This window comes from Quadrisphaera granulorum (assembly GCF_003149145.1).
Classification (GTDB): domain Bacteria; phylum Actinomycetota; class Actinomycetes; order Actinomycetales; family Quadrisphaeraceae; genus Quadrisphaera; species Quadrisphaera granulorum.
This window is the reverse complement of the sequence record NZ_QGDQ01000028.1, coordinates 1-22,085: the sequence shown is the minus strand read 5'-3', so window position 1 is coordinate 22,085 and position 22,085 is coordinate 1. Positions and strand designations below refer to the sequence as shown.

Annotated in this window: 25 protein-coding genes; 13 read left to right on the top strand and 12 right to left on the bottom strand. The window is 71.4% G+C overall.

The features are described from left to right. Window positions 1-28 precede the first annotated feature (28 nt). From BXY45_RS18120 to BXY45_RS18105, 4 genes are all read right to left on the bottom strand, one after another. Window positions 29-544 carry a DinB family protein gene (locus BXY45_RS18120; RefSeq protein ID WP_109775966.1) on the bottom strand — a complete coding sequence of 172 codons (516 nt, stop codon included), beginning with the start codon at window positions 542-544 and terminating at the stop codon, window positions 29-31. A 128-nt stretch (window positions 545-672) separates the two neighbouring features. Next, the gene (gene pip / locus BXY45_RS18115; RefSeq protein ID WP_109775934.1) at window positions 673-1,671 is read right to left on the bottom strand and encodes a prolyl aminopeptidase; all 999 of its coding nucleotides are present in this window, start codon (window positions 1,669-1,671) and stop codon (window positions 673-675) included. A gap of 110 nt (window positions 1,672-1,781) precedes the next feature. Next, window positions 1,782-2,138 carry an Asp23/Gls24 family envelope stress response protein gene (locus BXY45_RS18110; RefSeq protein WP_211319723.1) on the bottom strand — a complete coding sequence of 119 codons (357 nt, stop codon included), beginning with the start codon at window positions 2,136-2,138 and terminating at the stop codon, window positions 1,782-1,784. Beyond that, complete coding sequence (locus BXY45_RS18105) at window positions 2,135-2,599, bottom strand: Asp23/Gls24 family envelope stress response protein (protein WP_109775933.1); 465 nt, start codon at window positions 2,597-2,599, stop codon at window positions 2,135-2,137. Before BXY45_RS18105 ends, BXY45_RS18110 begins: the two co-directional genes overlap by 4 nt. 358 nt (window positions 2,600-2,957) lie before the next feature. Here BXY45_RS18105 and trpS point away from each other — a divergent pair, with 358 nt between their 5' ends. The 5 genes from trpS (at window position 2,958) to BXY45_RS18085 (ending at window position 7,727) form a co-directional block, all read left to right on the top strand. Beyond that, window positions 2,958-4,076 carry a tryptophan--tRNA ligase gene (gene trpS, locus BXY45_RS18100; RefSeq protein ID WP_109775932.1) on the top strand — a complete coding sequence of 373 codons (1,119 nt, stop codon included), beginning with the start codon at window positions 2,958-2,960 and terminating at the stop codon, window positions 4,074-4,076. Between the two features lie 4 nt (window positions 4,077-4,080). Then, window positions 4,081-4,239 carry a hypothetical protein gene (locus tag BXY45_RS23460; protein WP_170131593.1) on the top strand — a complete coding sequence of 53 codons (159 nt, stop codon included), beginning with the start codon at window positions 4,081-4,083 and terminating at the stop codon, window positions 4,237-4,239. A gap of 297 nt (window positions 4,240-4,536) precedes the next feature. Further along, entirely contained in the window at window positions 4,537-5,775 is a 1,239-nt protein-coding gene (locus tag BXY45_RS18095) for a quaternary amine ABC transporter ATP-binding protein (protein ID WP_109775931.1), read from the top strand. Beyond that, window positions 5,768-6,679, top strand: coding sequence for an ABC transporter permease (locus BXY45_RS18090; protein ID WP_211319722.1), 912 nt, complete (start codon window positions 5,768-5,770; stop codon window positions 6,677-6,679). The genes BXY45_RS18095 and BXY45_RS18090 overlap by 8 nt, the downstream gene beginning before the upstream one ends. Window positions 6,680-6,800: 121 nt before the next feature. Then, window positions 6,801-7,727 carry a glycine betaine ABC transporter substrate-binding protein gene (locus tag BXY45_RS18085; RefSeq protein WP_109775930.1) on the top strand — a complete coding sequence of 309 codons (927 nt, stop codon included), beginning with the start codon at window positions 6,801-6,803 and terminating at the stop codon, window positions 7,725-7,727. 60 nt (window positions 7,728-7,787) lie between these two features. Here the strand turns inward: BXY45_RS18085 and BXY45_RS18080 are convergent, their stop codons facing one another. Further along, the gene (locus tag BXY45_RS18080; protein WP_109775929.1) at window positions 7,788-9,305 is read right to left on the bottom strand and encodes an MFS transporter; all 1,518 of its coding nucleotides are present in this window, start codon (window positions 9,303-9,305) and stop codon (window positions 7,788-7,790) included. Window positions 9,306-9,410: 105 nt separating this feature from the next. On the opposite strand from BXY45_RS18080, the gene BXY45_RS18075 reads away from it, so the two are divergent. Both BXY45_RS18075 and BXY45_RS18070 read left to right on the top strand, forming a co-directional pair. Continuing rightward, window positions 9,411-10,124, top strand: coding sequence for a TetR/AcrR family transcriptional regulator (locus BXY45_RS18075; RefSeq protein WP_109775963.1), 714 nt, complete (start codon window positions 9,411-9,413; stop codon window positions 10,122-10,124). 364 nt (window positions 10,125-10,488) lie between these two features. Continuing rightward, entirely contained in the window at window positions 10,489-12,141 is a 1,653-nt protein-coding gene (locus BXY45_RS18070; RefSeq protein WP_146211262.1) for a GGDEF domain-containing protein, read from the top strand. 34 nt (window positions 12,142-12,175) lie between these two features. On the opposite strand, the gene BXY45_RS18065 is transcribed toward BXY45_RS18070, so the two are convergent. Next, entirely contained in the window at window positions 12,176-13,321 is a 1,146-nt protein-coding gene (locus BXY45_RS18065; protein ID WP_109775927.1) for a hypothetical protein, read from the bottom strand. Window positions 13,322-13,548: 227 nt separating this feature from the next. On the opposite strand from BXY45_RS18065, the gene BXY45_RS18060 reads away from it, so the two are divergent. Continuing rightward, window positions 13,549-14,163: a hypothetical protein gene (locus BXY45_RS18060; protein ID WP_109775926.1), complete on the top strand. Its 615-nt coding sequence runs from the start codon at window positions 13,549-13,551 to the stop codon at window positions 14,161-14,163. Here the strand turns inward: BXY45_RS18060 and BXY45_RS18055 are convergent. The 3 genes from BXY45_RS18055 to BXY45_RS18045 are packed head-to-tail and all read right to left on the bottom strand — an operon-like array spanning window position 14,132 to window position 16,412. Further along, window positions 14,132-14,809, bottom strand: a complete 678-nt coding sequence (locus BXY45_RS18055; RefSeq protein ID WP_211319721.1) for a M15 family metallopeptidase — start codon at window positions 14,807-14,809, stop codon at window positions 14,132-14,134. The genes BXY45_RS18060 and BXY45_RS18055 overlap by 32 nt on opposite strands. A 16-nt stretch (window positions 14,810-14,825) precedes the next feature. Continuing rightward, window positions 14,826-15,902 carry a hypothetical protein gene (locus BXY45_RS18050; protein WP_146211261.1) on the bottom strand — a complete coding sequence of 359 codons (1,077 nt, stop codon included), beginning with the start codon at window positions 15,900-15,902 and terminating at the stop codon, window positions 14,826-14,828. A 54-nt stretch (window positions 15,903-15,956) separates the two neighbouring features. After that, window positions 15,957-16,412 (bottom strand): Lrp/AsnC family transcriptional regulator, encoded by a 456-nt coding sequence (locus BXY45_RS18045; RefSeq protein WP_170131592.1) that lies wholly within the window; start codon window positions 16,410-16,412, stop codon window positions 15,957-15,959. An 83-nt stretch (window positions 16,413-16,495) separates the two neighbouring features. Here BXY45_RS18045 and BXY45_RS18040 point away from each other — a divergent pair, with 83 nt between their 5' ends. Together BXY45_RS18040 and BXY45_RS18035 are read left to right on the top strand one after the other, a co-directional pair. Continuing rightward, window positions 16,496-17,500, top strand: coding sequence for a DMT family transporter (locus BXY45_RS18040; RefSeq protein ID WP_109775924.1), 1,005 nt, complete (start codon window positions 16,496-16,498; stop codon window positions 17,498-17,500). After that, window positions 17,430-18,704, top strand: coding sequence for an aromatic amino acid transaminase (locus BXY45_RS18035; RefSeq protein WP_109775923.1), 1,275 nt, complete (start codon window positions 17,430-17,432; stop codon window positions 18,702-18,704). Before BXY45_RS18040 ends, BXY45_RS18035 begins: the two co-directional genes overlap by 71 nt. Here the strand turns inward: BXY45_RS18035 and BXY45_RS18030 are convergent. Further along, a complete protein-coding gene (locus tag BXY45_RS18030) occupies window positions 18,651-18,875 on the bottom strand; it encodes a winged helix DNA-binding protein (protein ID WP_146211260.1) in 225 nt (74 codons plus the stop codon). The genes BXY45_RS18035 and BXY45_RS18030 overlap by 54 nt on opposite strands. A 131-nt stretch (window positions 18,876-19,006) precedes the next feature. Between BXY45_RS18030 and BXY45_RS24605 the strand changes: the two genes are divergently transcribed. Then, entirely contained in the window at window positions 19,007-19,135 is a 129-nt protein-coding gene (locus BXY45_RS24605; RefSeq protein ID WP_281270621.1) for a hypothetical protein, read from the top strand. A gap of 241 nt (window positions 19,136-19,376) precedes the next feature. Here the strand turns inward: BXY45_RS24605 and BXY45_RS18025 are convergent, their stop codons facing one another. After that, window positions 19,377-19,643: a YlcI/YnfO family protein gene (locus tag BXY45_RS18025; protein ID WP_211319720.1), complete on the bottom strand. Its 267-nt coding sequence runs from the start codon at window positions 19,641-19,643 to the stop codon at window positions 19,377-19,379. Then, a complete protein-coding gene (locus BXY45_RS18020) occupies window positions 19,640-19,942 on the bottom strand; it encodes a hypothetical protein (RefSeq protein WP_109775921.1) in 303 nt (100 codons plus the stop codon). Before BXY45_RS18020 ends, BXY45_RS18025 begins: the two co-directional genes overlap by 4 nt. A gap of 328 nt (window positions 19,943-20,270) precedes the next feature. Between BXY45_RS18020 and BXY45_RS18015 the strand changes: the two genes are divergently transcribed. Together BXY45_RS18015 and BXY45_RS18010 are read left to right on the top strand one after the other, a co-directional pair. Next, the gene (locus BXY45_RS18015) at window positions 20,271-20,657 is read left to right on the top strand and encodes an ArsR/SmtB family transcription factor (protein ID WP_109775920.1); all 387 of its coding nucleotides are present in this window, start codon (window positions 20,271-20,273) and stop codon (window positions 20,655-20,657) included. Continuing rightward, on the top strand, window positions 20,657-21,724 hold the full coding sequence (locus BXY45_RS18010; RefSeq protein WP_109775919.1) for a cation diffusion facilitator family transporter: 1,068 nt from the start codon (window positions 20,657-20,659) through the stop codon (window positions 21,722-21,724). Before BXY45_RS18015 ends, BXY45_RS18010 begins: the two co-directional genes overlap by 1 nt. Window positions 21,725-22,085: the final 361 nt, after the last annotated feature.

Sequence of the window (22,085 nt, the reverse complement as noted above, 5' to 3'; positions counted from 1 at the left end):
GCCACTGCTTAACGGGGCTAGAAGTCCATCAGGTGAACAGTCGGTGGTCATCGGCGATCACTTGCTCGCGCAGGATGTCGGCGTGGCCGCAGTGGTGGGCGAGTTCACGCAGGACCTGCAGCAGCACCCACCGCAGTGTGCGTGGCCCGGAGCGGTGGCCCGTCACCACGTCGTCCAGGGACCGGTTCGCGACCAGGGCGCGGGCTGTCGCGCAGGCACCCTGGTGCGCCGCCAGCACTGACCTGATGGTGTCCTGCGCGGTGAGCTGGAACGAGTCCTCGGGCGTGGCCACGAGACCGAGGCTGGCGCGCGGTGTCCCGCCCACACACTCCTCGAACCACACTCGTTGCATCCAGGTCACGTGCTTGACCAGCCCCAGCAGCGTCGTCGCCGAGGGGACGAGCCGCCGGCGCGCTTGCTCCTCGCCGAGGCCGTTCAGCGTCGCCTCGATCGCCCCGCGGTAGTGCTCCAGGAAAGCGGTGAGCTGGGTGCGCTCGTCAGCGAGAGACACGGCGAACGGGTCGCCGGTGAGGCCGGACGGCACCGGGGTGGTGGAGGCGACAGGGACGGCGACTGGGTCCACCACAACCCAAGCCTCACACGGGCGCACTGCGGGTGGCGGCCCCCGGGGCAACGCGAGGCCCACGAGCCGCCAGGAGGTTGCCGGTGACCTCAGGTGGTGTCGGTGTCGGTGTTAGTGCTGGTGTCTGTGCCCGCGCCGCCAGCGACGCGGTTCAGGAACTCGACCACGGCAGTCGCGATGCCCGCGCCGTTGTGCCCTGCGTCCTCGACGACCACGAGCTCACCGTCGGGCCAGGCCTTCGCCAACTGCCAGGCGACGTCGAGCGGTCCGCTGACGTCGTAGCGACCGTGAACCATGACGCCGGGAATGCCCGCCAGGCGGTGAGCGTCTCGGAGCAGCTGACCGTCGTCCAGGAAGCAGCCGTTGCCCCAGTAGTGCGTCACCAGCCGAGCGAACGCCAACTGGAACGCGGGGTCGGCTACGGACAGAGCTGGTCGTGCCCCGGGGCTGAGGGAAACGTGGGTGTCCTCCCAATCACACCAGGCCTGCGCGGCCCGTTGGCGCACCTCGGCGTCTGGGGAGCGGAGCAGGCGGCTGTACGCCGCGGCGAGGTCGCCGTCGCGGTCCTCCGGGGGCACACCGTCGCGGAACGCCTCCCACTCGCGGGGGAAAACGCGGCCGATGTCGCGGGTGATCCAGCGCAGCAGCCAGCGGTCGGGCGAGGTGATGGCGGCGAGGGCCAGCTCGGTGACGCGGGCCGGATGCGCCTGCGCGTAGGCGAGTCCCAGCGTCACGCCCCACGAACCGCCCCAGACGAGCCAGCGATACACCCCGAGGTGCTCACGCAGGGCTTCGATGTCGGCCACGAGGTGGGGTGTGGTGTTCGCCGAGAGGTCCACCTCCGGCTCTCCCGCCCACGGTCGGCTCCGGCCGGAGTTCCGCTGGTCGAAGAGCACCACCCTGTATCGCCGCTGGTCGAACAGCTGGCGCATTCCCGGATGGCAGCCGGTTCCCGGGCCGCCGTGCAGCACGACAGCGGGCTTGCCGTCTGGGTTGCCGCACTGCTCCCAGTACAGCGAATGGCCGTCTCCGACGTCGAGGTAGCCGGTCTCGTAGGGCTCGATCGGGGCGTGGCTACGGTCGGGCACCCGCTCATCTTCGTCGCTGCCACCAGCCAGCTGCCGACACCTGCCGACACCTGCCGACGCCGTCGGCCCGGCACCGTCGGGTGCCGGGCCGACGATCGGCCGAATGCCGCTCAGCGGGCGAGCACGTCGTCCACGTGGACCTCCACGGGACGCGGCACTGTCGTACCCAGCGCCGTGATGGCCTCGTGGACGGCGCGGGCGGTGGTCCGGACGTCGACGCCGTAGTCCACCGCTACGTGGACCTCGGTGCCGGTGTCGCGCAGGGCGATTCCGTCGATACGCCGCCCCGGCAGCAGCGTGGCGGCCGAGCCGACTGGCCCCGCGCTCAGACCGGCCACCCCGGGGACGGCGAGGACGGCGGCGACCACCGCCTCGACGGCCTCGAGCGCGGCGTCCGAGTCAGTGGCGACGTCGGTGTCGAACGGGGTGGTGTCCGCCGCGGGCAGTCCCGTGGCCGTGCCGCTCACTGGACGCGGGCGGGCTTGGTGGGGACGTCGGTCTCGTCGTCGTCCTCGGAGGGGATGTGGACGTCGTTGACGTCGATGTTGACCTCGGTGACCTCCAAGCCGGTCATGCGCTCCACGGAGCTGATGACGTTGCGGCGCACGCCGGCGGCGAGGTCGGCGATGGCGACGCCGTACTCGGCGATGAGGTCGATGTCGATGGCGGCCTGCTTCTCGCCGACCTCGACGGAGACGCCCTGGGAGTGGTTGGTGGTGGCGCCGGGGATGCGCTCGCGTAGGGCGCCGATGGCGCGGGCGGTGCCGCCGCCGAGGGCGAAGACGCCGTTGACCTCGCGGGTGGCGATGCCGGCGATCTTGGAGACGACGGTGTCGGCGATGGTGGTGGAGCCCTGGGTGCTGGCCAGTGCGCCCGGCTTGGTGGAGGTCACGACGGCGGTGCTGGGCTTCACGGCGGTCTGGGACATGGGTTCCGTCCTCCCTATGCGCCGGCGCGAGGCCGGCTCTCGACTGTGTCTGCGTTGATCTGTCGGGCGTTGATCTGTCGTGCGTCGGGCTCCCGGCGGTGGCGCCCGGAGCGCGTGACAGTGGGTGAGAGTCAGGTGGCGTCGGATCGTCACGGTCGACTTCGCGTGACCTGGGTCACACCTTTGCGTGCGGCGCGTGATCGGTCGGTACGGTCGGTACGTGCTGATCCACTGCACCGGGTGGTGGCCGTCCTTGCGACGGCCTTGACCCGACCCCATGGGCTGTCCAAGGACAGCCCGTGCGTGTCTCGTGCGGTGACCGTCCGAAGGCAGCTCCCGACTCACCCGGAGATCTGCCATGACGACGACCGCCACGCCCTCCCTTCCCGCGACCGCCACGGATACCGCCGCGATTCCCACCCCTGACGACTCCTTCGCCGTTGCCGCCGCGCGCAGCGCCGCCCTGGAGGCGGAGGTCGCCGATGATCCCGGCCGCTTCCGCGTGCTCACCGGAGATCGCCCCACCGGGCCGCTCCACCTGGGGCACTACGTCGGCACCCTGGCCAACCGCGTCAGGCTCCAGGAGGCCGGGGTGGACGTGGTGCTGGTGGTGGCCGACTACCAGGTCATCACCGATCGTGACGGGGTCGGGACCCTCTCGGCGACCGTGCTGGAGCTGGTCGCCGACTACCTGGCTGCCGGCATCGACCCGAGCCGCACGACGGTGTTCGCGCACAGCGCCGTCCCCGCGCTCAACCAGCTCATGCTGCCGTTCCTCAGTCTCGTCACGGACGCCGAGCTGCGCCGCAACCCGACGGTGAAGTCCGAGCTGGCGGCCACGGGTGGCCGTCCCCTGTCCGGGTTGCTCCTCACCTACCCGGTGCACCAAGCCGCTGACGTGCTGTTCTGCAAGGCGCACCTGGTGCCGGTTGGGCGTGACCAGCTGCCGCACCTGGAGGTCACGCGGACGGTGGCGCGGCGGTTCAATGAGCGGTACGCCGGCGGGCGGCAGATCTTCCCCGAGCCCGATGCCCTGCTCACCGCGGCGCCCGTCCTGCTGGGCACGGACGGCACGAAGATGAGCAAGTCGCGACGCAACGCCATCGAACTGCGCGCCACCGAGGACGAGACCGCCAGGCTGCTGCGCGGAGCCAAGACCGACAGCGAGCGGGGCATTACCTATGAGCCCGAGCGTCGCCCCGAGGTCGCCAGTCTCCTGCTCCTTGCCGCGCTGCTCTCCGGGCAGGCGCCGGAAGAGCTGGCCGCGCAGGTGGGCAGCGGCGGCGGGGGAGCGCTCAAGGCCCTCGTGACCGAGGCCGTCAACGAGCACCTGCGTCCGCTCCGGGCGCGGCGTGCGGAACTCGTGGCCGACCCGGGCCACCGGCTCGCGGTGCTGCGAGCCGGCAACGAGCGTGCCAACGCCCTGGCCGACGCGACACTGGCCGAGGTTCGGTCCGTGATGGACATGACCTACTGAGCGGGTGCGGGCTGAACGTCGCCCGTACGCCAGGGTGCGCCAGCAGGTGCTGCTCACCGACGACGAGCCTCGCCATGGGGCCTTCTACTCCTCGCTGGGCTTCGCGGAGGCCGGTGAGCACCCGGCGGGACCTCTCCGAGCCTTCGTGCGCTTCGCCAGCTGACGCGTCGACGTCCACCCGCTCGCAGTGAGGGGACACCAGGGGACATACGGCACGGACCGTCACGAGGCGGTGCCGATCGGCCACTGAGGCGTGGCTGATTGTTTCAGGAACGTGAATCTTGGTCAGAGATCTTGGAGCAACCTCTTGTCGAGAGATGCCTGATACATCTCTAATACAAGAGATCGCGGGCCAGTGTTGGGACCAGTGGCGGAGTCGCTGCTGACCCTCAGTCCGTCGTCGTCGCTGTGCCGTCGTGTTGCTGGTTCTGACCTGTCGCCGCACCCCCGTGGAGCACGCATGACCACCTCGCTCGAGTTGCCCGCCGACCCTGTGGCGGCTGGTGAGACCGGTGTGGCTGCTCCCGTAGCCATCGAGGTGTCGCACCTCACCAAGGTGTTCGGTGCGCCTGCGCGCCGAGGGCTCGGCCGTGGCCGCTCCGACACCGGTGGCGGCAAGCCGCCCGCGGTCGCTGACGTGTCGTTCACCGTCGCCAAGGGCGAGTTCTTCGTGATCATGGGTCTGTCCGGATCGGGCAAGTCGACCCTGCTGCGGATGCTCAACAAGCTGGTGGAGCCCACCTCCGGCACGCTGACGATCGACGGGCGCGACGTGTCGCGCCTGCGCGACGGCGAGCTCCGCGAGCTGCGCAACAAGAAGATCAACATGGTCTTTCAGCACTTCGCGCTCTTCCCCCACCGCACCGTGCGCGACAACGCCGCCTACGCGCTCCGTCTGCGTGGCGTGAACCAGAACGAGGCTGCTCAGCGCGCCGACGAGGCGCTGAAGACCGTCGGCCTCGAAGGCTGGGGTGACTCGCTGCCCGGTGAGCTCTCCGGCGGCATGCGCCAGCGCGTCGGCCTGGCCCGGGCGCTGGCGAGCGGCGCCGACATCCTCCTCATGGACGAGCCGTTCAGCGCGCTCGATCCGCTCATCCGCCGCGACATGCAGGACCTCCTGCTGCAGCTCCAGCGTGACCACCAGCGCACGGTCGTCTTCGTCACCCACGACCTCAACGAGGCCATGCGCCTCGGTGACCGGATCATGGTCATGCGCAACGGCAAGGTCGTCCAGCTGGGTACCGGCGCCGAGATTCTGTCGATGCCCGCGGACGATTACGTAGCCGATTTCGTCTCCGACGTCGACAGGTCGCGCGTGCTCACTGCCGGCACGATCATGCGCCAGCCGCTCGTGACTGCCCGCCTCGACGAGCGACCCGAGCAGGTTCTGGACCGCATCGGCGCGGCCGAGGGGCTGGGCGCCTACGTGCTCGACGAGGACGGCCGCATCCTCGGCGTCCTGTCCAACGACCGCCTGGCCGACGCCGTCCACCAGCGCAGCACGAGCCTCGCGGACCACCTCACCGACCAGTACGCCTCTGTGCCCGACAGTGCGCCGCTGGTTGATCTGTGTTCCCTCGTCGGCCGGCACAGCGTCCCGTTGGCGGTCACCGACGACGCCGGCCGCCTGGTCGGCGTCGTCCCTCGCGCCGCTCTGCTGGCGGCCATCGCGAACACCGAGGAGGCTCCCCGTGCCTGAGATCGACATCGGCACCCCCGTCGCGAACGCCGTCGACTGGCTTACCGAGAACTTCGAGCCGCTCTTCGACGCCATCCATGCGGTGATGGAGTTCTTCACCAACGTCGTCCTCTACCTGCTGACGGCCCCGGCACCGTTCGTGGTGATCGCCGTGTTCACGGCTCTGGCCTTCTGGGCCCGGAAGTGGGGCTTCGCGGCGTTCACGCTGCTGGCGTTCCTGCTGGTCGACGCCATGGGCCTGTGGATCGCGGCCATGCAGTCGCTGGCCATCGTGCTGGTCGCCACGGTGCTCGCCGTCGCCGTGAGCATCCCGGTGGGCGTGTGGGCGGCCCGCAGCGACCGGGCGAGCAGCGTGGTCCGCCCGGTGCTCGACTTCATGCAGACCCTGCCGGTGTTCGTCTACCTCATCCCGGCTGTCTTCTTCTTCGGGATCGGCGCGGTGCCGGCCGGCGTCGCCACGCTCGTCTTCGCGATCGCCCCCGGTGTGCGCCTCACCGAGCTCGGCATCCGCACGGTGGACGCCGAGACCGTCGAGGCAGCCCACGCCTTCGGCGCCAAGCCGTGGCAGATCCTGCGCGAGGTGCAGCTGCCCCTGGCCATGCCGTCGATCATGGCGGGCGTCAACCAGGTGCTCATGCTCGCGCTGTCCATGGTGGTCATCGCCGGCATGGTCGGCGCCGGCGGTCTGGGGGCCGAGGTCATGCGGGGCATCAGCAACCTCGACGTCGGCACCGGCTTCCAGGGTGGCGTCGCCGTCGTCATCCTGGCGATCTTCCTGGACCGTCTCACCAGCGCCTTCGCCGCCAAGAAGCGCCGCCGCAAGCGGCGCGCACCCGCAGGCCCGACGGCGACGACGACGCCGGGCACCGCTGCGCAGCCCGAGCGCGACCTGGCCGCAGTCTGACCTGACCCGGCCCCAGTACTTCCCGCTCCCCAGTACTTCCCGCTCCCCAGCACCACCCGGGAACCCTTTCCGACGCGGTACCGCCGCGCCGGTCTCCACCGCATCTCGAGACAGGACATCCATGTCGAACCCCACCCGCCGGGCCATCATCGGCGCGGCCCTCGCCGGACTCGCCCTGCCCGCTGTCGCCGCCTGTAGCGGCCAGGCCGCCCAGGTCGGCGGCAGTACGTCCGGTGGCGACAGCAGCCCGAGCGCAGGCGGCGAGAAGAAGGTCACCCTCGCGCTGGTCGCCGGCTGGGACGAGGGCGTGGCCGCGACCTACCTGTGGAAGCAGATCCTCGAGGACAAGGGCTTTTCGGTCACCGTCAACGAACTCGAGGTGGCCCAGTCCTACCTCGCGGTGGCGGAAGGTCAGGCCGACCTGTTCCTCGGCGCCTGGCTGCCGGCCACGCAGCAGCCGTACTGGGAGAAGAACAGCGACAAGCTGGAGAAGGTGTCGGACTGGTTCACACCCGCGACCCTGCTGCTGGCCACGCCGAACTACGTCAGCGACGTCAACACCATCGCCGACCTCACCGGCAAGGGCGGCGAGTTTGGCGGCCAGATCGTCGGCATCGAGCCGGGTGCGGGCCTCATGCGCCTCACCAAGGAAGCCGTCATCCCGCAGTACGGCCTGACCGACTACACCCTCGTGGAGTCGAGCACCCCCGCGATGCTCGCCTCGCTGGAGAAGGCCATCGGTGACCAGAAGCCCATCGTCGTCACCCTGTGGAAGCCGCACTGGGCGTTCACCAAGTACCCGATCAAGGTCCTCGAAGACACCAAGGGCGCCTTCGGTGCGGCGGACAACGTCACGGCCATTGCCACCAAGGGCTTCGCGACCAAGCAGGCCGACGTGTCCGGATGGATCAGCAAGTTCACGATGGACGACCAGCAGCTGGGCAGCCTGGAGCTGCTCATCCAGCAGAAGGGCCAGGGCCAGGAGCAGGCCGCAGCCGCTGAGTGGATCAAGACCAACCAGTCGCTCGTCGACAGCTGGACCGCCTGACCTCTGCGCGTCCACCGCCCGGCCGTCTCCGCTGTCCGCAGGGGAGGCGGCCGGGCGCGGTCATGCCGCGGGGATGGGGTTCTCGTCGGTGCTGCGGGAGCTGCTGAGCGTCAGCGCACCGACTCCCGCGAGCAGACCGACGACGACGGCGAGCGCGGCGAACGCCACCCGCTCGCCGCGGAAGAACGCGCTGACCAGCTCGGTGCTCCATGTGCCGGCGGGCAGCACGGTGGTGACGAGGACGGCGATGAGGGTGCCGACCACGGCGGTGCCGATGCTGGAGCCGACCTCCTGGGCGGTGTCGTTGAGCGATGCGGCCAGCGACGTGCGGTTCTCCGGTGCCGCACGCACCAGCGCCACCGCGCAGATGGTCATCACCGTGCGCAGGCCGACCGTCATGACCACCATGCAGGCTGCGATGGCGGGGTAGCCGTGGTCGACGGAGACCGCAAGGCCGACGAGCGACCCGGCCATCAGCGCGGCGCCGATGAGGCAGGCGACGCGGTGCCCGAAGCGTTGCGCGAGCTTCTCCGAGATCGGCGTGGCGGCGATCATCGTGATGATCAGCGGCAGGTTGGCCAGTCCGGCGCGGACGGGGCTCCAGCCGTAGGCGTACTGGAAGTGCAGGATCAAGGCGAACATCACCGCGGACATGGCGATGGCCGTGCCGACCTGGGCGATGGACGCGCCGCGGACCGTGCCGTCGCGGAAGAGCGCCAGGTCGAGCATGGGCTGTGCCGTCCGGCGCTCGTGGGCGACGAACGGGAGGAGTGCGAGGGCGGCGCCGAGCGCGCACCCGATCGTGGCCGGTGACAGCCATCCGTGGTCGACACCGCTGGTCAGCGTGTAGCAGGCCAGGCCGATGGTGGTGAGCGATAGCACCGCGCCGGGCAGGTCGAGCCTGTCGTCGGTGAGGTCGTCGCGGTGGTCGGCGGGCACGCCGAGGCGCACCCCGATCCATGCCAGCAGGGCGACGGGGGCGTTGACCACGAGGAGCCACTCCCAGCTGACGTGCGCGAGCGCTGTGCCGCCGAGGAGCGGGCCCAGGATGAAGCCGCTCATGCCGACGACGATCATCACGGTCATCGCGCGCATCCTCAGCGCCTCGTCGTCGAAGAGGCGGAACACCAGGGAGTTGGTGATCGGGGCCATCGCGGCGGCGGCGATGCCGAGTGCCGCGCGCAGGGCGATGAGCTCGCTCGTCGTCGTGACGGCTACCACCGTGAGGCTCACGGTGCCGAAGACCGCCAGCCCGACCAGCAGTACGCGGCGGCGTCCGAGGCGGTCGGCCAGCGACCCGGCGGTGAGCAGGAGCCCGCCGAAGGTCAGCGAGTAGGCACCGGTGACCCACTGCAGGGCGGTGGTGCTGCCGCCGAGGTCGCGGCCGATGGTCGGCAGGGCGATGGACAGCAGGGTGTTGTCGACCATCTCCACGAAGAACGCTAGGCACAGGGCGAGCAGGGGGATCCACGCCGCGCGCAGCGAGGTGTACGTGCGCGCGCTCGTCGTCGTCCCAGTGGTGGTGGTGGGAGCGGTGGTGTGGGGGGTGGGGGCTGTCGTGGGCGCGCTGGAGCTCATGGCGTCCCTCCTCTCGAGGGTGGGGTCGGCCGCTCGAACCGAACGGCGTTCGGTCAACATAGAACGACGTTCGGTTTGCGCGCAAGCATGTGGTGGGATGTCGGCATGGCGGACGCACGCACCACACGAGGTGGCACCCGGCAACGCGCCTCGCACTCCCTGGAGGCCGTCGTCGCCGGTGCGGTGGCGCTGCTCGACGAGGCGGGCGAGTCGGCGCTGACCTTCCGTTCGCTGGCCGCGCGGCTGGGCGGCGGCGTCGGCAGCATCTACTGGTACGTCTCCAGCAAGGACGAGCTCATCGCCCGCGCCAGCGACCACGTGCTCACCGACGTGCTCGCCGCCACGGAGAGCGTGACCACCGCCGAAGACCCGGTCGACGCGCTGCGGGAGATGGCGGTGGCGTTCTATCGCGTCATCGCCCCGCGGCCATGGCTGGGCGCCTACTTCCAGCGCGACTCAGGGCTGCAGCCCAACGGGCTGCGCCTCTACGAGCGCATGGGCCAGCAGGCGATGCGCCTCGACCTCACCGCCCGTCAGCGGTTCCACGCCGTCTCGGCGGTCACGGGGTACGTCATCGGTGTGGCCTCTGACCTCGGCCGTCACCCGCAGGACGGCGCCGCGCAGGACCTGGCCACCTTCGACAGGGAGGACACGTCGCGACTCGACGACGCCGTCGAGCACTGGCGCGCCCTGCCCGAGGCTGAGTACCCCTTCGTCCACCACATCGTCGACGAGTTCGCCACTCACGACGACGAAGACGTCTTCGTCGCCGGGCTCGACCTGCTGCTCGACGGCATCTGCCGGCAAGCCGGCCGCTGAGCCTCGAGAGCCGTGATGGGCGCAGCGAGCGGAACGGGCCACGGACCTGTTCGTCAACCAAGCGGCGCGGAGCGTCCAGCTCGGTGACCGCCCCAGTCATGGGTCAGCCCCGGCCGAGGTGTCTCCTGGGGCGGGGAAGACCTCGCGGGCAGCTGTGAACTGTTGGCCCCTTGGGAGTGACCGGCCGCTCACGCTGATGGGGCTAACTCTTCACAGCTCCCGGAGACGCTCACGGGCGGTAGCGGTGGGCCGGGTTGGCGCCTTCGCCGCCGGCCCCGCGCGTGCTCGCGGCCACGGGGGAGGCACGCGGGTGACACGTCGGTGACGGCTCCAGAGGGTCCTCCGCTGCACCGATGACCACCGTGTGACAGCTCCACCTGACGAGACCGGCGGCACCCGAGCGGTGCGTGGTCGTCGTCGGGTGCCTTGGGCCGGCCTTGGCGCAGTCCTCGGTGTCGGCGCGGTGCTGCTCATGGTGATCGTCGGGCCGGGCCGCAGCGTGGTCGTGCTGCCGGCGGGCGTGTCCCAAGCCGTGGTCGACCTGCTGCTCGTCGTGCTGAGCGTGGCTGCCGCCGTGCTGCTCGCAAGGCGCGTCGTGCTGACCGTCCGCGCGGGCGGCGATGCCCGGGAGGTGGCGCCCTGGGCCGCCTACGCGGCGGGCATGGCCAGCTACAGCGCAGCCCAGGTGCGCTTCGCCTGGGTGGAGCTGGTGGTCGGCGGCAACCCGCGCGGCGAGCCGCTGACCAACCTCGGCTACCTGGTGGCCGCAGCGCTCGTCCCGGTCGCCATGGTGCTGGCCGTGCGGGCGGCGCACGCGTCGACCTCGCGGGTGCGCACCCTGCTTGACGGGCTCCTGGCCGGCGGGGGACTCCTCCTGCTGGGGTGGCTCTGGCTCGTCGCACCGGCGCTCAACGACGGTGGCGTCACCGTCCGCCAGGTCATCCTGCCGTCGAGCAGCGTGGTGTCCGCCGTCGCCGTGCTCACCGCCGCCCTCGTCATGGCTGCGCGCTGTCGGCCGTCGCTGTCGGTGCAGCTCCTCGCGGCGGGCTGTCTGGTGTCGGCGACGAGCCAGGTGCTGTACCTGATGCTCGTCCGCTCCGGGACGTTCGTCCCCGGCGGGTGGACCGCCGTCCTCAGTGCCATCTCACTGGTCCTGCTGACCTCCGGGGCCGTGGTCCGCCGCCCGACGGGCGTCGGCGCCGGGCGCGCCTCGGACCGCGGACCGATCGGGTGGCTGCACGCCGGCCTGCTGGCGGGGCTGCCGTACCTGCCGCTGCTCATCGCGGTACCCGCCGTGCTGGTGGTGGCGACGCACCGGCAGATCGGCGTGGTCGAACTGGCAGGCACCCTGCTCCTCACCACCGTGCTCCTGCTGCGCCAGGCCCTCGTGGTGGTGGAGAACCGGCGGCTGGCCGGTGCGCTCCAGGAGCGGACGGACGTGCTCGCGCGTCTGGCGTACCGGGACCAGCTCACCGGGCTGGCCAACCGGGCGGCGTTCACCGCCGCACTCGACGACGCTGTCGCCCGGGCATCGGTGCACGGCCGGGCGGTGGTCGTCGCCTTCTGCGACCTCGACGGCTTCAAGGCCGTCAACGACGCCTGCGGCCACGCCCAGGGCGACGCTCTCCTCGTCGCTGTCGCGGCACGCCTTCAGCAGGTGGCGCGTGCCGATGACGTGGTCGCGCGGCTAGGAGGCGACGAGTTCGCCGTCCTCATCCGTGACGCCGGAACCAGGGACGACGACGGCGCCCTCGCCGCCGCTGACCTGCGCAACCGGCTCCACGTTGCCCTGTCGGTGCCGTTCAGTGCCCCCGGTGATGGGGACGACGACGACAGCGGCCGCGCCGCCGCGCAGGTGCTGGACCAGGTATCCGCGAGCATCGGGGCGGTCTCCTCCAGCGAGCTGGTCGCGACGGGCGTGATGAGTAGCCCCGTGAGCGCCGACGAGCTGCTCCGCGAGGCCGACCACCGCATGTACGCGGCCAAGCGCCGCCACCACGCGGCCCGCGCCGGCTGATCCAAGCTCGCCGACCCGAACTCGCTGCGCAGCGTCAGGCGCTGAGCGCCGCGAGCTGCTGGAGGCCTGAGTCGTCGTCGTCAACCAGATTCGCCCAGTGGTGAAGCGCGGCATCGGCGCCGCCGGGCAGATGCCAGGTCACGTCGACGGTGGCGGCAGGTAGCTGCTGGACCCACGCGCGTAGCGCGTCGATGTCGGCGTGGGGGTCGTCCGTGTGGACAAGGACGCGGGTACCGACCTTGCTCGTGCTCGCGTCGTCGATCCCGGCGATGCGCATCGGCGCCTGTTTCAGCTCGAAGGCGGACTCGAGGAGCTGGTCCACGAGCAACCCCAGGTCCACGCCCGACGGGGTGCCGGTGACGACCAGGGAAGGCCCCGCGTACTGGCGCGGGGCGTAGGCGACCCACGCGTAGTCCGTGAGTCCCTGCGCCTGGGCTGCCGCGATCACCTCCGGCGGAGGTCCCGGCGGAGCCGGCGGCACCTCGGGCGCGGGGACGACGTCGAAGCGGCAACCTAGCCGCGCTCGCACTGGCTCGCCGGCCAGGAGCGCGGGGAGGTCGACGTCGACGGCGGCCTCCGCCGGCGCCGGGGGCACGGGCAGCAAGCGCGACGGACGTGTGTCGCCGGCACGGGCGGCCGTCAGCGCGTCGAGCACTGCCGACAGTCCGAACCCCGGGCGCATCGCGAGTGCCTCACCTCCGAGCGCTGGTGTCGGATCAGCCGCCGCGACAGGCACCTTCGACGACGACTCGGTCAGCTTCCGGTAGCGGGGGTGGAGGTCGCCGAGCACCAGACCGAGCGGCACCGGACCGCACTGAGCATCAGCCGCGTGCAGCGCGAGACGTCCCAGGGGTGACAAGCCCACGCGCGTGTACTCGTCGTCGGCGGGCTCGTCGCCGTCCCGCCAACCCCAGTTGCCGTCGTGCCTGAGCAGCGGGTGCAGCGTGCGCCACGGGTGACCGAGGGCTGCGAGGCGGGCGCGTGCCTGGTCCGGGGAGAGGCCGTCGGGCGTGAGCTGCCGGACGGCCCGCGTGGTCGGGGCGGTGGTCGGGCGGCGCGTTCCCCACGTGCACGCCCTGTCGACGGCACGTAGCACCGCGAGGACCGCCACGTCGAGGCCCGTGCGCGGGGCGAGGCGCCCTGCCCTCCAGTCCTGCTCCTTGATCACACCGTCGATCACGCGGCGAGTGTGGCAGTGACCTCCGAGGTCCTCTCTGGCCGTAGAGAGGATGCCGCCATGGACGCCGCCCGTGACGCCGCCGGAGCCAACGACCACGTGTCTGTGCACGTGCGCCCCTGGGAGCCCGCCGACGGGGAATCGGCCGGAACCTCCTCGCGGCGGTCCGCGCGGCGCGCCCGGAGCCGCTGCCGCTCGCGAGCAAGGTCCGACCGTCGAACACCGCGGCGATGGGTTTTCTCGAAGCCACCGGTGGCGGGGTGCGGCAGCGGTGCCCCGGGCAGGTCATTGACGCCGCTGATCCGAAGGTCCTCGCGTGGGTGGACGTCTACAGCGGGTTAGCGCAGACGGAGGATCCGCCGGAGCTGGTCGTGGACTCCCTCGAAGCGCTCGACAGCGACCAGGTGGCCGCCGCTTTCGTGGAGCAGTACCTGTGGGTGCATGCCCCGTGGGCACCGGTGTCACCCGGGGCGCCCCGCCGTGCGCTCGCGGAAGTGGCCGCTGCCACCGTGGCCGACGTCGATCGTGCGTGCAGCTCAGGCGTGTGGTGGGACGGACGTCTCGCGGCGACCGTGCTCGTGTTCGCCGCCGACGACGGATGGGAGGCGGTCGCAGAGACCGTCGTTCCGGACGTGACGGCGGTCGGCGTTCCGGGACACCTGACGGGGGTGGCCCTGCTGCGTCGGGCGCTGGCTCGCTCGTTCGCCGAGATCGCCCAGCGCAGCGCCGGGCCTTCAGCGCACGTCGAGTTTGACGGACACGTCGATGACCCCCACCTGCAGCCCGCTCTGGACGGCGTGCCGCTGGCCGCCGTCAGACCGCTGCTGCTTGTGCAGGCGCCGTGAGGTCGTGCGGCCCGTAGAGGGCGGCGGGTGCCCCGGTCTTCAGCGCCCAGTACCGGTCTCCGTACGACCAGTGCCACCACTCGGTGGGGTAGTTCACGAGGCCCGCTTCGGTGAGCACCTCGACGAGGAGCCGTCGGTTGGCCGCAGCCCGCTCGGGCAGCCCCGGAGCAGCGGTGAAGCAGCCACCGTCGCTCTCCTCGGGGGTGGCGTCGTAGGCGCAGCCCAGGTCGAGCTCGGTGCCGTCGTCGTCGCACAGGGTCAGGTCGATGGCGGCGCCGGAGGGGTGCGGCGCGACCTCCGGCGGTGAGATGTAGCGGCTGGCCGCCGCGCGCAGCGCGCCCTCGTCGAGGTCGGGGCGCAGCGCCCGCAAGGTCTCGCGGTACCGGGTGAAGCCTCGTTCCTGGCGCTGCGGCGACCGGTACCCCTCCAGCACGAGCAACCTGACCCCGGGCGGCAGCAGCTGTGCGGCCCGCTCGAGGCGCTCGACCACTCCGGCGCGCAGCAGCCGCCATTGCCCGTGCTCGTCGGCCATCCGGTCGTCGACGCGCAGGTGCTCGCTGTCGGCGGTGTCGACCAGCGGCTCGCCGCACTCCCGCACCGGGATGGCGGCGACGCGCGGGTCGGCCATGACGATCACTCCAAGCACCGAGGGAGTCTGCCAGTCAGCGAGAACCCCAGTGCAGCAACCCGCCGGCCAGCAGGGACGCGACGAACCCGACGAGCCCGCCGAATCTCTCCGTGGGATAACGAGGCCTGGGCAGGCCTGGTGTCGGGCCGGCGAACAGCGCGAAGAGGATCGCGCCAACCGGCGTGAAGCCCACCCAGAACCACGCCCACCGCGTCAGCCGCCACGTCGGCGGCACGTTGAGGATGAGGAACAGGAGGAGCAGCGCCCCGGCGAGCATCAGCGGCCCGAGCACCTGCGGCGCCGGCAGGTACCAGCCGAGGAAGGTCGTGGAGCTGAGGCTCCCGACGTCGGTGCGATGCACGACGAGCGCCGGCCGCGCGTCGCGCAGCACGTCGGCGACGTCGCGTCCGAGCACCGGAACGCCGTTCGTCTCGGACGTGCTGAGGCCGTCTGTGTTCGCATCCGTGCCGGAAGGGCTGTTCGACCACGTCACTTCGGCGCGGTGCCGGAACCACCCCTCGCGCCAGGACACCTCCTGTGTGAGGTAGCCCGACCACTCCGCTCCGGGGTTCTCGGGTCCGGCGGCGACGGTCACCTCGCGGACCGCTCCGGAGGACACCGCGGCCAGTGCGTCGTCGAAGGTGCTGACCCGCGTGCCGGCGAACACCCCGACCAGCAGCAGCGCCACCCAGCCGACGCTGAGCGCCCAGCGCAGCCGGTCCGTCCAATGCACGGGGCGGGGGGATGTGGGCACTTTCCAGTCGAGCCGGGTGGTGCTGGGGACATCGACGACGACGACGGAGCCCACCGCCGAGGCGCCGCCCGCCAGCGGCGCGTTCTGGGTGCTCACGGGATCGGGCTCGCTGGCTGCGCGAAGGCCCCAGCGGCGGCTGGCCCACACCACCCCGGCGGCGAGACCGGCGACGCCTGACCATGCGAGCCAGAACTGCATCCGGTCGCGATGGTGGTGACTCCACCAGCTGCCGGGCTCGATCGACTCGACCGACCGCCACAGATGCCAAGAGTTCCCCGCCGCGATCATGAAGACCGCGGCGGCTGCCACGAAGGCCCATCCGATCCAGGGGTCAGGACGGCGGTGATCCCTGTTCACTCGCGCAGCGTAGGACCGCACGGTGGCGCTGAGGAGGCGATCACGCGTCGCGTGTCACACCACGGGCAGTGGGCTCGGAGGCTTGGTGATGCCGTAGGCGAACGTCGTCTGGATGGACTCCACCCCGGGGATGCCGCGCAGCTGCGTGCGCACGAACAGCTCGTACGCCTCGAAGCTGGCCACGGCCACCTTCAGGAGGTAATCGTGGTCACCGGCGAGCAGGTACGCCTCGATGACCTGCGGCAGGGCCCGCACGCGCTCCTCGAAGAGCGTCACGCCCTCGGGGGCGTGCGAGACCAGGCGCAGCCGCACGAACGCCGTGATCGGCAGCCCCACCTCCCGTGCCGACACCACCGCGGTGTACCCGGTGATGAGGCCGCGCTGCTCCAGCAGCCGCACCCGCCGCAGGCACGGCGACGGCGAGAGGCCCACGCGGTCGGCGAGGTCTTGGTTGGAGAGCCTGCCGTCGAGTTGCAGCTCGTGGAGGATGTGCTTGTCGATCTCGTCCATGAATGGCAGATCCTGCCACGTGAGCGCCGACACGCAGCAGAAGACGCAATCGGCTGCTCACCCGTTCTGGCTAGCGTCGCAGCATGCCGACCTCCGGACCGCCGCTCTCTCGCAGGCAGGGTCTCGGTCTGCTCGCGATGGCGCTCACGGTGCTCGTCTGGGCGTCGTTCGCGCTGAGCATCCGCGCCATCGCCACCTCCTCCTGGACCCCGGCCGACGTCGCCCTGCTCCGCTTCGGCCTGCCGCTGCTGGTACTCGCGCCGTGGCTGCCGCGGGCGCTGCGCCGCGTCCGCGGTGAACGCCCCGCCGTCCTGGCGGCGCTCGCGATCGGCGCCGGTCTGCCGTATTTCCTCGTCTGCGCGGCCGGGGGAGCGATGTCCTCGGCGACGCTCGTCGGTGTCGTCGTCCCCGGATCGGTCCCCGTGTTCGTCACCGCGCTCGTGGCCGCGCTGTGGGGAGCGAGCTGCAGCCGCAGGCAGCTCGTCGCGCTGGCCGGCGTCGTCGTCGGGATCGTCGTCATCGCCGGGACGGGCGGCGGATCGAGCGGGAGCCACGTCGCGGGCACCGCGGTGCTGCTCGCCGCCGGGCTCGTCTGGAGCGTTTACACGCTCGGGCTGCGCGCCACCCGGCTCGACCCGGTGTCGGCGGCCGTCGTCGTCTGCCTGCCGTCGTTCGTCGTCGTGCTGCTCGCTTCGGTGACGGGGCTGCTCCCGTCGCATCTGCTGGCCGGGGCCTCTGTCACGCGTGAGCTGCTGATGTTCGCCGCGGTGCAGGGCGTCGGGGTCGGGGTGCTCGCCGGCCTCGCGTACGCCGTCGCCATCCGTGAACTGGGAGCTCCGCGCGCCGCGACGATCGGCGCGCTCAGCCCGGTGCTCGTCGCCGTCCTCGCCGTGCCCCTGCTCGGCGAACACCTCGACGCCCGCGTGCTCGTCGGCGGTGTGCTGGTCGTCGCCAGCGTCCTCGCGTTCCACGTCCGCCCTGTTCGCCGTGCCCGCTCTGTCTCTCCGGAGGTCCGCGATGCTCCTCGCCCAGCTGCGCCCGTGTCCGCCCGACCCGGTCTGGTCGCTGGTGGCGCGAGCCGCCGCTGACCGGCGCCCGGGGGCTCTCGACCTCACTGTCGGGGTCTACCGCGACGACGACGGCCGCGTGCCCGTCATGGAGGCCGTCGCCCGCGCCACCGACCGTCTCGCTGCCCGCCGCGGCTCGAAGGCCTACCAGGGCATGGCCGGCAACCCGCGCTTCACGACGGCGATGACGTCGCTGCTGCTCGGGTCGTGTGAGCGGGTGGAGCGGGCCGCCACGGTGCAGACGGTGGCAGGCACGGGCGCGCTGAGACTGCTCGCCGAGCTCGTGGCAGTGGCCAGTCCCACGCGCCGCGTGCTGCTCGGGACACCGGCGTACGTCAACCACGTGCCGCTGCTGCGCGCCGCTGGCCTGACGGTGGTGACGCACCCGTGGACGACGTCGACGGGTGCGCTCGACGAGGCCGCCCTGCTCACCGCCGTGCGTTCCGCGCGCCCCGGCGACGTCTACCTCGTCCAGGGCTGCTGTCACAACCCGACGGGCACCTCGATGTCGCTGTCGCTGTGGGACTCATTGGCGACCGCCTGCCTCGAGGCGGGCGTCACCCCGTTCGTCGACATGGCCTACTACGGGCTCGGCGATGGCCTCGACGCCGACCTCGCCGGCTTGCGGCTCCTGGTCGACCGCGTGCCCGAGGTGCTCGTGGCGGTCAGTGCGTCGAAGGCCTTCGGGCTGTACAGCGAGCGGACGGGCTGCGCCGTCGTCGTCGGTGCTTCTGATGGGGGCGCGGGCGTCGCCGCGGCGCAGACCGTGCTGGAGTCGACCGCGCGGTCGCAGTACTCCCAGCCCCCGGGGCACGGCGCCGAGCTGGTAGCCGAGATCCTCGACGACGACGACCTGCGCTCCCTCTGGCGTGCCGAGCTCGATGGCGCGCAGGTGCGGCTGACGCGGCTGCGGGAGGCGCTGGTCGCGGAGCTGTGCTCGCGCGGCGCGGTGTCGGTGGCGGACGTGGTGAGCGGGCAGCGCGGCATGTTCCTGCAGCTGCCGCTGACGCCGTCGCAGATGGAGGTGCTGCGGGTCGAGCACGCGGTGCACGGCATGCCGGGTGGGCGCATCAACCTCGCGGGGGTGCCGGCGTCGAGCATCGAACGCCTGGCGGCTGCGGTGGCCGAGATTTCGGGGACGGAGGTCTCAGCGGCTGGGCGGGACGCCGTGTCAGTCGTCTGTGCCCGCGGTGCCGTCCAGGAGGGCCAGATGCTCCACCAGTGAGCGGGCCTCGTGGTGGCCGGGGCCGAAGAAGGCGAGGTCGGCGGCCTCGACGTCCTGGGTCGCGGCCCGAGCGAGGGCGGCGCCGGCTGGTGTGGCGCTGACGCGGACGGCACGGCGGTCGCGCGCATCGGTACGCCGGGTCACGAGCTGCTTCTTCTCCAGCGTTCGCATGTCGCCAAGCTCGACCGCCGGTTCACGCTGCGCGAGCACCGCATCGCTGAGCTGATCATCGCCGACCGCGGGGGCTGACGCGCCTGGCGAGCCCCCCGGCCACGGAGAACACCAGCGTGCACCGATCAGGCATGACCCGTGCCGCAGGCATCCGATCGCGCGACCGCGCCGCCGTCGTCGTCGTCCTCGCCGCCGTCGCCGTCGCGGCGCTGCCGGTGCCGCAGGCCCCGACGACCATCTTCGTGGTTGGCGTCAGATGACGCGCATCGTCTTCACCGGCAGCGGCAAGGCCGGTCACCACGCGTGGCGCCCTTCGTCACGGTGCGGGGCCATCGGTTCACGGATGCCGACCTGGCCTCACTGCGCCAGCCCGACGTCACCGACGTGCGGGTGGACTTCACCGGCCGTTGCCGCTGAAGATCACGATCGTGTCCCGCTGACGCTCCTCGTGCGGGAAGCTGCTGTGTGGATCGTCTGCTGGGCGCGAGACGGCCCTCAGCCTCAACGCCCTGAGAGCTCGTGCTCGACGGCTCGTCGGATCCAGTTCGACAGCGACCGGTCATCAGCAGCCGCGCGGGCCCGCACCTGCTGCAGTAGGTCCTCGGGGAAGCGCACGGGGATGGGGTCGCTCAGCTTGGCCTTGGTGCCTCGGCGACGGCGGACCGGCGGCCCTTGAGGGGTCTGGTTGCGGGGGTCGGCGTAGAAGGCGTTCTCCTGCTCTGGCGTCATGGCGGTCGTGGAGGTGGGGTCGTGATCGGCGGTGCTCATCGGTCCTCCCGGTAGCGGCGGGCGAGGTGTTGGGCTGCCTGGTAGCAGCCGATCGGTCGGCACCGGCGCGGATCGCCGGAGCGGGACGGCGCCAGTGGCACGGTGAGTACTTGGCCGGCGACTTCAGCCACCATCAGCCAGTGCGCCGGTGGGGTGGCCGGGTAGAACAGCGGACTGCTCGCCCAGACCTCCTCGACGTCGTCCAGGCCCAGCCCTGGGTGCTTGAACAGGTGTGCGGCCTGGACGTCGACCTCGAAGGGCGCGTCGTCATCGAGCTCGTCGAGGTCGAAGCGCTCCACGAACCAAAGTGTATTCCGTTCGACTACAGCTAGAGGTAGTCCTCACTGGACCGCTGCTTGACGCTCGCCCGGAGGCGATGGCAGTAGATGCCGTCTGGACTGACGCTCGAACAGGACACAGTCGGGACCTTGTCAGCACCTGTCCCAGCTGCCGACCGTTCTGCTGGAGCGTGCCTCTGTTGGAGCGTGCCGCTGCCGACCGCTGATCGGCACACCTGAGGCACTCAGGGCTGTCGCCGCCGGCGGTCGCGATCATGTTCCGCTGGGGATCGCCATCCGAGATCCCGCGAGGTGTGGAGGCGCCGATCCCTTCCTCTACTCTTTGCGCATGGACGCAAGTAATGCGTGTCGGCGGCAGCTACCCACAGACCAGGTCGACCTGGCGGTTGAGGTTTTCCGGATGCTCGCCGACGCCACCCGGGTCCAGCTGCTGTGGGCCCTGATCGACCGCGAGCTACCCGTGGGCGAGCTGGCCACGCACGTCGGCAAGCCGACCCCGTCGGTCTCCCAGCACCTGGCCAAGCTGCGCATGGCGCGCCTGGTGGCCACCCGCCGCGACGGCGTGCAGATCTTTTACCGCCTGGAGAACGACCACGTCGCCCAGCTGGTCACCGACGCCATTCACAACGCCGAGCACGCCGGATCAGGTATCCCCGGGCACCACCGCGACACCGCCGGCCTTGCGGCCCTGCACGATGGCGTAGAGGCCGGCTGATGGGCACCCATCACGAGCACGGCCACTCGCACGACCATGGGGAGCGCGGCCACGAGCACGCCACCGGCGTCAAGGGCGTGCTGCAGGGCATCTTCGCCCCTCACAGCCACGACGCCGCCGACTCCATCGACGACGCCCTGGAAGCCAGCAGCGCCGGTATCCGCGCCGTCAAGATCTCCCTGGTGGTCCTGGGCCTGACCGCACTGCTGCAAGTCGTCATCGTCGCCGTCTCCGGCTCCGTGGCCCTGCTGGCCGACACCATCCACAACTTCTCCGACGCCCTGACTGCCGTGCCCCTGTGGATCGCCTTCGTGCTGTCCCGGCGAGCAGCGACCAAGCGCTTCACCTACGGCTACGGCCGCGCTGAGGACCTCGCGGGCCTGTTCGTCCTGGCGATGATCGCCCTGTCCGCGGTCGTCGCCGGCTACGAGGCCATCCGGCGCCTGCTGGACCCCCAGCCCATCGACAACGTCGGCTGGGTCGCTGCTGCTGGCCTGGTCGGGTTCCTGGGTAACGAGGCCGTCGCGCTGTACCGCATTCGCGTCGGGCGCCGCATCGGCTCGGCCGCTCTCGTGGCGGATGGCTTGCACGCCCGCGCTGACGGCTTCACCTCGCTGGCGGTCCTGGTCGGTGCCGGCGGAGTGGCCCTGGGCTTCCCGATCGCCGACCCCATCGTCGGGCTGGTCATCACCGTGGCGATCGTGGCGGTGCTGTGGGGCGCTGGCCGCGACGTGCTGAGCCGGCTCATGGACGGCGTCGACCCCGCACTGGTCACCACCGCCGAGCGTGCCCTGACCGCCTGCCCCGGGGTCCGCGAGGTCCGCACCGTGCGGATGCGCTGGGTCGGTCACGAGCTGGTCGCTGAGGCTGAGCTCGACGTCGACCCGTCGCTGAGCCTGGCCCAGGCCCACGAGGTGGCTCACGACGCCGAGCGGGACCTGACCCGAGCGATACGCAAGCTCGCACGAGCGACAGTGCACGCCTATCCCGCTCACGGCGACGTGCACAGGCACGCCCACGCCGGTCGGGCCGGTGAGCATCGCCCGGATTACCTGCACGCTCACTGACCGCCGGTTGCGGGGCGTTCTTGGTCACGTCCGTGGAGCCGGAGATCGCTGTCTCGATCGAGGACCGCTCAGCGGGATCCCGCCGCAGGGGATCGGGTTCGGTCACCCCGGGCACCGTTGGGCCTCCTCACGCCGGTCGATGATCGTGAGAACGTGCATGGATGGCCTCGCCGCGACCGCATGACAATCGGCTGCCCCGGCCGCCGGGAACGTCGAAGGTCGATGGCTCCTTAGCCGACCGAGGCGTTGCCCGAGCCGGAGTCCTGGGTCACGTCCCTCGGAGTGGTGTACTTCCGTTGTCACCTTGCGAGGTCAGCTTCGCTGATCATGCCGTCATTGCTGGTGCAGCGTCCAGAGCGGT

Coding starts and splice junctions, on each gene's coding strand:
- BXY45_RS18025 (WP_211319720.1), bottom strand. CDS start 19,643: ATGAGCACCGCCGATCACGACCCCACCTCCACGACCGCCATGACGCCA.
- BXY45_RS18060 (WP_109775926.1), top strand. CDS start 13,549: ATGGGTTTTCTCGAAGCCACCGGTGGCGGGGTGCGGCAGCGGTGCCCC.
- BXY45_RS18010 (WP_109775919.1), top strand. CDS start 20,657: ATGGGCACCCATCACGAGCACGGCCACTCGCACGACCATGGGGAGCGC.
- BXY45_RS18095 (WP_109775931.1), top strand. CDS start 4,537: ATGACCACCTCGCTCGAGTTGCCCGCCGACCCTGTGGCGGCTGGTGAG.
- BXY45_RS18045 (WP_170131592.1), bottom strand. CDS start 16,412: ATGGACGAGATCGACAAGCACATCCTCCACGAGCTGCAACTCGACGGC.
- BXY45_RS18015 (WP_109775920.1), top strand. CDS start 20,271: ATGGACGCAAGTAATGCGTGTCGGCGGCAGCTACCCACAGACCAGGTC.
- BXY45_RS18080 (WP_109775929.1), bottom strand. CDS start 9,305: ATGAGCTCCAGCGCGCCCACGACAGCCCCCACCCCCCACACCACCGCT.
- trpS (WP_109775932.1), top strand. CDS start 2,958: ATGACGACGACCGCCACGCCCTCCCTTCCCGCGACCGCCACGGATACC.
- BXY45_RS18105 (WP_109775933.1), bottom strand. CDS start 2,599: ATGTCCCAGACCGCCGTGAAGCCCAGCACCGCCGTCGTGACCTCCACC.
- BXY45_RS18030 (WP_146211260.1), bottom strand. CDS start 18,875: ATGCGAACGCTGGAGAAGAAGCAGCTCGTGACCCGGCGTACCGATGCG.
- BXY45_RS18075 (WP_109775963.1), top strand. CDS start 9,411: ATGGCGGACGCACGCACCACACGAGGTGGCACCCGGCAACGCGCCTCG.
- BXY45_RS18035 (WP_109775923.1), top strand. CDS start 17,430: ATGCTCCTCGCCCAGCTGCGCCCGTGTCCGCCCGACCCGGTCTGGTCG.
- BXY45_RS24605 (WP_281270621.1), top strand. CDS start 19,007: ATGACCCGTGCCGCAGGCATCCGATCGCGCGACCGCGCCGCCGTCGTC.
- BXY45_RS18085 (WP_109775930.1), top strand. CDS start 6,801: ATGTCGAACCCCACCCGCCGGGCCATCATCGGCGCGGCCCTCGCCGGA.
- BXY45_RS18040 (WP_109775924.1), top strand. CDS start 16,496: ATGCCGACCTCCGGACCGCCGCTCTCTCGCAGGCAGGGTCTCGGTCTG.